Annotated in this window: 6 protein-coding genes and 2 pseudogenes; all 8 read right to left on the bottom strand. The window is 70.4% G+C overall.

The window, feature by feature from the left end; all coding sequences use genetic code 11:
* Nucleotides 1-45: 45 nt before the first annotated feature.
* Entirely contained in the window at nucleotides 46-462 is a 417-nt protein-coding gene (locus tag E1294_RS24220; RefSeq protein ID WP_132511796.1) for a DUF3040 domain-containing protein, read from the bottom strand.
* 229 nt (nucleotides 463-691) lie between these two features.
* Nucleotides 692-1933 carry a DNA polymerase IV gene (dinB, locus tag E1294_RS24225; protein ID WP_132511798.1) on the bottom strand — a complete coding sequence of 414 codons (1242 nt, stop codon included), beginning with the start codon at nucleotides 1931-1933 and terminating at the stop codon, nucleotides 692-694.
* A gap of 128 nt (nucleotides 1934-2061) precedes the next feature.
* A complete protein-coding gene (locus E1294_RS24230) occupies nucleotides 2062-2781 on the bottom strand; it encodes a methyltransferase domain-containing protein (protein WP_132511800.1) in 720 nt (239 codons plus the stop codon).
* Nucleotides 2782-3113: 332 nt separating this feature from the next.
* Nucleotides 3114-3458, bottom strand: a complete 345-nt coding sequence (locus tag E1294_RS24235; RefSeq protein ID WP_132511802.1) for an MmcQ/YjbR family DNA-binding protein — start codon at nucleotides 3456-3458, stop codon at nucleotides 3114-3116.
* A 156-nt stretch (nucleotides 3459-3614) separates the two neighbouring features.
* A complete protein-coding gene (nusB, locus tag E1294_RS24240; RefSeq protein WP_132511804.1) occupies nucleotides 3615-4025 on the bottom strand; it encodes a transcription antitermination factor NusB in 411 nt (136 codons plus the stop codon).
* A 1-nt stretch (nucleotide 4026) separates the two neighbouring features.
* Nucleotides 4027-4587, bottom strand: coding sequence for an elongation factor P (gene efp / locus E1294_RS24245; protein ID WP_132511806.1), 561 nt, complete (start codon nucleotides 4585-4587; stop codon nucleotides 4027-4029).
* A gap of 25 nt (nucleotides 4588-4612) precedes the next feature.
* Nucleotides 4613-5645 (bottom strand): annotated as a pseudogene (locus E1294_RS58160) (M24 family metallopeptidase).
* Nucleotides 5646-5704: 59 nt separating this feature from the next.
* A pseudogene (locus E1294_RS24255) lies at nucleotides 5705-6342 on the bottom strand (hypothetical protein); the annotation flags it as partial.

Genomic DNA, 6342 nt, shown 5'->3' on the forward strand with positions numbered 1-6342 from the left:
TGCGGCCGCTCCCCTCGTCAGGGAGCGGCCGCACGCTCAGGTGCGTCAGCGCTCGTCGTGGCGACGGCGCCAGCGCTCTTCCATGCGCTCCATGAAGGTGCCACGGTTGCCTCTGCGGGGCTGCTGCTTACCCCCAGGAGCGGCCGTGCCGCCGGGGGCGGCCGGGGGCGACTCTCCGAACCCATTCATACGTTTCCAGCTGGACAAGCCCCACAAACACGCGGCGAGCATGACCACGAAACCGCCGACGCCGAGCGGGATCAGGGCACTGCCACTGACGACCACGCCGACCATCATGATGACGACGCCGAGGGCAAAGCCGATGGAGGCTTTGATCAGGCGACGCTTGTAATGGCTGCGGGGGTCACTGATCCTTACGGTGTTGGCCCACTTCGGGTCCTCGGCGTAGAGGGCCTGCTCGATCTGGTCGAGCAAGCGCTGCTCGTGCTCAGAGAGCGGCACGGCGCCTCCCAAGGACGGCCCCAGGACGGGGAAGACGGCAACGGACGACACGGGGTGTCCGAACCTCGCGGTCGGTCATCCCCAGGATACGAGGCTGTAGACGCAGGCGAAAGCAAACGTCCAACGCAGACCAAACCGGAGGTGACGTCATGGCTCCATTGTGACCCATCTCGTCCCCCTTCCCCCAAAACTGGGACACTGACGTCCCCCTAAATCTGGACATCGAACGTCATGTCTCTATTTCATCAAGCTTGCCACGTACTAGCGAGGCTGGGAGCACCGCGTCGGGACCGAATCTCCGGATCGCCTTGTCCATGGCCTGTTCGGCCTCGCGCCAGCCGGTCTCCCGCTCGCCCAGACTGAGCTGGCGCACGGCTTCGCCGGCTGGTCGCAGACTTTCCATTCGCACCCCCACCAGGCGCAACCTCACACGTTCGAGGCCGGCGGCGGCGAACAGCTCGCACGCGGTGGCATAGATGACCTGGGCCACATCAGTGGGCTCGCGAAGCGTGCGCGAGCGGCTGATCGTCGTGAAATCGGCGCGGCGGAGCTTCACACTTACCGTTCTTCCCACGTGGCCGCCCTTACGCATCCGGGCGGCCACCCGCTCCGACAGACGCAGCAACTCACGCTTGATCACCTCGGGATCGTCCACGTCGGACGCGAACGTCTCCTCGTTGCCGATGCTCTTGTCGGGCACGTGGGCGGTCACCGGTCGCTCGTCACGCCCCCAGGCCAACGCCGCGAGATGGCCGCCCGCGGCCTGCCCCAGCTCCCGCTGCAGGGTGCTGGACGGCACCCTGGCCAGGTCTCCGACCGTACGGATGCCGAGTCGCACCAGCGCCTGCTCGGTGCGCTCCCCCACACCCCACAAGGCCGACACGGGCAGCGGATGCAGGAAGCCGACCACCTCGCCGGCGGGCACCACCAGCAGCCCGTCGGGCTTGCACTGCTTGGAGGCGAGCTTTGCCACGAATTTACTCGCGGCGACGCCAACGGAGCAGGTGATGCCGTAGCGGTCGAGGACCTGCTCCCTGATCATGGCGGCGATGGCCGCGGGCGGGCCGAGCCTGCGCCTGGCTCCCCCGACGTCGAGGAACGCCTCGTCGGAGGCTATCGGCTCGACCAGCGGGGTGATCGCGTGGAAGATCTCCATGACGCCCTTGGAGACCTCGGAGTATTTGCCGTGGCTGGGCGGGATGACCGTGGCCCGCGGGCAGAGCCGGCGCGCTCTGCTCATCGGCATCGCCGAGTGCACGCCGTGCGCCCTGGCCTCGTAGGTGGCGCTGAGCACCACGCCGCGCCCGGCGGGCGAGCCCACGATCACGGGCCGGCCCCGCAGCTTGGGGCGGTCGAGCAGCTCGACGCTGGCGTAGAAGGCGTCCATGTCGACATGGAGGATCGGGCAGCCGCTGTCGTCGACCCCGGTTTGCGGAGCGGGGCCGATGCCGGTGATCTGCTTGCGAGACACGCCGTCGATTCTATCCGAACAGGCGTTCTACACCGAGGGGGGCGGCCATCGATCTTTTTCCTTCCTGACGCTGAGGCGTCGGAGTGGTCGGGCGCGATCTCCGCCGCGCCCATGCCGGCGGTCGGGGCTCAGGTCCTGTGACCGAGCACGTGCAGCTGTGTGGCGATGTCTCTCAGCACCGGGTGGGTCGACGCCGCCTGCTCGAGCGCCACGAGCGCGTCCGCGGAGCCGGGCTCGCCGTCGACGAGCCTGCTCGGCACCAGATCGGCGAAGACGCGGACGCCGTGGACCGCCCCGATGGACAAGCCGGTGGCGCCCAGCAACTCGACGAGCGTGGCGGCGGCGAAACGCCGGGGCGTGGGATCGCGCTCGCCCCAGCTCCCCTTCGGGTCGTCGAGCACGGACCTGGCCTCGTCGAACTGGCCGGCGAGCGCCCGGTGGATGGCGCTGGCGACCGGGTTGGCGGCCAGCACGCTCACGGCCCCGCCCCTGCGCAGCACGCCGGCGACGGCGGTCAGCGCGCTGATCGGGTCTTCGACGTATTCCAGCACGCTGTGGCAGAGCACCAGGTCGGCGCTGTCGCGGCTGAGCAGCTCGCCCAGGTCGGCGGCGTCACCCTGCAGCGCGCGCACGCCCACGCCCTGCTCCTTGGCCCGGCGTTCGAGCGCGGCCAGGGAGTCGGGGCTGGGGTCGACGACGGTGACGCCGTGGCCGAGCGCCGCCAGGGGCACGGCGAACCCGCCGGTGCCGCCGCCCGCGTCGACGATGTCGAGCCTCTCGCGCCCGGTGGACGCGGCCCGCTCCGCCAGCACGGAACGCAACGCGTCCCAGACGACGGCGGTCCGCACCGCCGGGGTCCTCGTGACGCCTTCAGCACGCAACGTCGGCTCGCCTCCCTTTCCCTCGCGACCGGCGCCCTCGCGAACGCGCACTTCGCGAACGGCTTCTTCGCGGATGCGCCCAGCCTACGCCGTGCGCGCGATCGCCCGCTCCCCACCGGGGAGACCCGCGGGAAACCCCTGCCGCGACACGTCCGCCGCTCCCGCCCCCGCGCGCCCGGTCACGGTCAGTGCGCGAACCGCGGGCGGCCCGGACCCGGTGGTCAGGCCCGGTGGTCAGGCCCGGTGGTCAGGCCCGGTGGTCAGGCCCGGTGGTCAGGCCCGGTGGTCAGGCCCGGTGGTCAGGCGCGGTCGCCGAACTCGGCGGCCAGCCGTTTCGGTGCCCGCAGCCGCCAGGCCTCGGTCAGCAGCTCGCGCATCTCCTCGGCGTCCACCGCCCCGAACCGCGCGAGCACGATCGCGTGCCCGTCATAATGCGGCGTGGTGAAGAACTTGGCGGGCTCGGCCGCGATCAGCCCCGCCTTCTCCTCCTCGGCGGGCACCGGCAGGACGAGCACGTCGCCCTCTTCCCTGATCCGGGCGAACCACTTGCCGCGCACGTAGAAGGCGGGCGTGCCGTACATGGTCTTCTCGGTCGTCTCGGGCAGCGTCAGTGCCAGCCTGCGCACGTCCTCTTCCGTCACCATGGTGGGCACCCTAGCCGGGCACCGTGGGAAAGGGCGCGTCGCGGCTGGTGACGCGCCCTTACTCCGGATGCCGGACGGGCCCGCACGCGTCGTACGGGATCGCCGTGCTTGGAACGTACCCCGAACTCGCGGCCATGACGGCGGGCAAAAGGGTGTCTAAAGGGTGAGGCTTGGCTTGAGTTGCTTGAAGCGGGCCAGCAGGCCGTTGACGAACTGGGGCGACTCGTCGGTCGAGAGCTCCCCCGCCAGGTGCACCCACTCGCTGATGACCACGCCCTCGGGCACGTCGGGCATCCACAGCAGTTCGTACGTGCCGCCGCGCAGCAGGTTGCGGTCGACCGCCGGCATGCGGTCGAGGCTCCACCCCTCGGCGTAGGTGGTGATCAGCTCGTCGATGCGCTCGTTGTGCCGGGCGACGCCCTCGACGAGGGCCGAGGTGTATTCGTTGACCGGAGGCTCCTGCCGCTCCACCCGCTCGGCGAGGATCTTCAGCGGATCCTCGCCGCGCAGCTCGGCCTCGAAAAGGATGTCGAGTGCCCGCCTGCGTGCTTTGCCGCGTGCCGACACCTCAGGCCCGGCCGAGGTATTCGCCGCTGCGGGTGTCGACCTTGACCTTCTCCCCGGTGGTGATGAACAGCGGGACCTTGATCTCGGCGCCGGTCTCCAGCGTGGCAGGCTTGGTGCCGCCGGTGGAGCGGTCGCCCTGCAGGCCCGGCTCGGTGGTGGAGATGGTCAGCTCGACGGCCGCGGGCAGATCGACATAGAGCGCGGAGCCCTCGTTGAAGGCCACCGTGGCCAGGGTGTTCTCCAGCATGTAGTGGGCCGCGGTGCCGACCGTCGCGCTGGGCACGTTGACCATGTCGTAGGTCTCGGTGTCCATGAACACGAACTCGTCGCCGTCCTTGTACGAATATTGCATCTCGCGCTTGTCGACGTTGGCCACCTCGACCTTGACGCCGGCGTTGAAGGTCTTGTCGACGACCTTTCCGGAGAGGACGTTCTTGAGCTTGGTGCGCACGAACGCGCCGCCCTTGCCCGGCTTGACGTGCTGGAATTCCACAACGGCCCAGAGCTCCCCGCCGTCGAGCTTCAGCACCATGCCGTTCTTCAGGTCGTTGGTCGTCGCCACTCGTTCTCTCCCGCGTGTGGCCGCTCTAAAGGACGAGCAGCTCCTTGGTCGTCTTGGTGAAAAGTTCCGGCCCGCCCTCGCGTGTCACAAGCGTGTCCTCAACGCGAACGCCGCCCCGGCCCGAAAGGTAGACTCCGGGCTCGACGGTGATCGGAACTCGATCCTCTAGTCTACCGGTCCGAGAGGGACCCAGGAACGGCTCCTCATGGATCTGCAGCCCGACTCCGTGGCCGAGACCGTGCCTGAAATGCTCACCGTGACCGGCGTCGGCGATCACGGAGCGGGCGGCGGCGTCCACGTCGCCGCCCGGCGCTCCGGGGGCGAGGGCGTGCCTGCCCGCCCGCTGCGCCGCGACGAGGTCGTACAGCTCGCGCTGCCAGGCGGCGGGCGGGCCGAGGCAGACCGTTCTCGTCATGTCGGCGTGGTAACCGCGGTAGCGGGCGCCGAAGTCCATGGTGACCAGGTCGCCGGCGCGCAACTCCCGGCCGGTGGGCGTGGTGGGGGATCGCGCCGTTCTCGCCGGCGGCCACGATCGTGTCGAACGCGGGCTTGTCGGCGCCCAGCTCGGCCATGCGGCTGTCGAGCAGGCGGGCCAGGTCACGCTCGGTCATGCCGGGGGCGATGCGCCGCGAGACGTCGGCGAAGGCCTGGTCGGTGAGCTCGCAGGCGGTGCGCAGGAGCGCCAGCTCGGCGTGGTCCTTGACCGCCCGCAGCACCTCCACCACCGGCCCCAGCGGGACCAGCCCCTCGCCCAGCCGGCGATAGGTGGCCACGCTCATGCTCGCCGCCTCGATGCCGGTCCCCGGCGCCGCCAGGGCGCCCGCCACGTCGGCCGCCTCGATTGCGGGCACGTCAAGGGCGCGTGCCACGTCGATGTAGCGGTTGTCGGTGGCCAGCAGCGCCGAGCCGTCGGCCCTGACCAGCACGGCCGCGTTGGAGCTGGCCAGCCCGGTCAGGTAGCGGACGTTCTCGGGCGAGGTGACCAGCAGGGCCTGGACCTCGTGGGCGGGCAGCAGCCCGGCGAGCCGCTCCCGGCGCGCCGCGTGGTCGAAGGTCATTTCGCCAATGTACGTGCTACGTCCCCCCCGTATCACGATCGCCCGCCCTGCCGCGGCGGTCAGCGGCCCGGCAGGCGCCACTCCCCCATGAACTCGGCCAGCGGCCCTCCCGGCGCCATGCGGCCCTTCTCCTGCGCGCGCATCAAGTCGCGGTAGACGCCGGCCACGTGGTTGAGTGCCGGATCGAGGTGGCCCTCGCCGAACTTCCTGCCCGCCTTGCCGATCTTCTCGCGGGCCTTCGCCGCGACGGCGGGATCGATCCCGCCCATGGCCTGCTGGGAACTCAGCGCCTCGTCGAACGCATCCAGCCACCTGCCCCATCCCCCCGGAGGAATGGCCTCCCCCAGCGTGGCCTTGGGCGGCACCGTCCCGAGCAGGGTGGTCGGTTCGGTGTCGAGCGTGGTCACGACACCGGGGGTCGGGTCGCTGGAGGGGGTGTCGAACGGCGTCTCGGCCGGTATCTGTATCGAGGTGCTGGGTGCGGGGGAAGGCGTGGAGACGGCCGCCTGCCGCTCCCCCGACACCGCCCACACCACCATGACCACGGTCACGACCGCGATGATCGCCACGGCCGCGCCGAGCACGACCCCCAGGAAGACGATCTGGAGGACGTTCACCTCGGTGAAGGCGGTGACCACGTTCGTCGGCACGACGCCGGTGACGAAGTCGAGCCAGCTGCCGGAGCTCTCCGGCGCCT

This window comes from Nonomuraea diastatica (assembly GCF_004349015.1).
In the GTDB taxonomy this organism is placed as follows: domain Bacteria; phylum Actinomycetota; class Actinomycetes; order Streptosporangiales; family Streptosporangiaceae; genus Nonomuraea; species Nonomuraea diastatica.

Bases quoted from the DNA above. Each gene is read 5' to 3' on its own strand.
- E1294_RS24235 (WP_132511802.1), bottom strand. From the start codon at position 3,458: ATGGTGACGGAAGAGGACGTGCGCAGGCTGGCACTGACGCTGCCCGAG.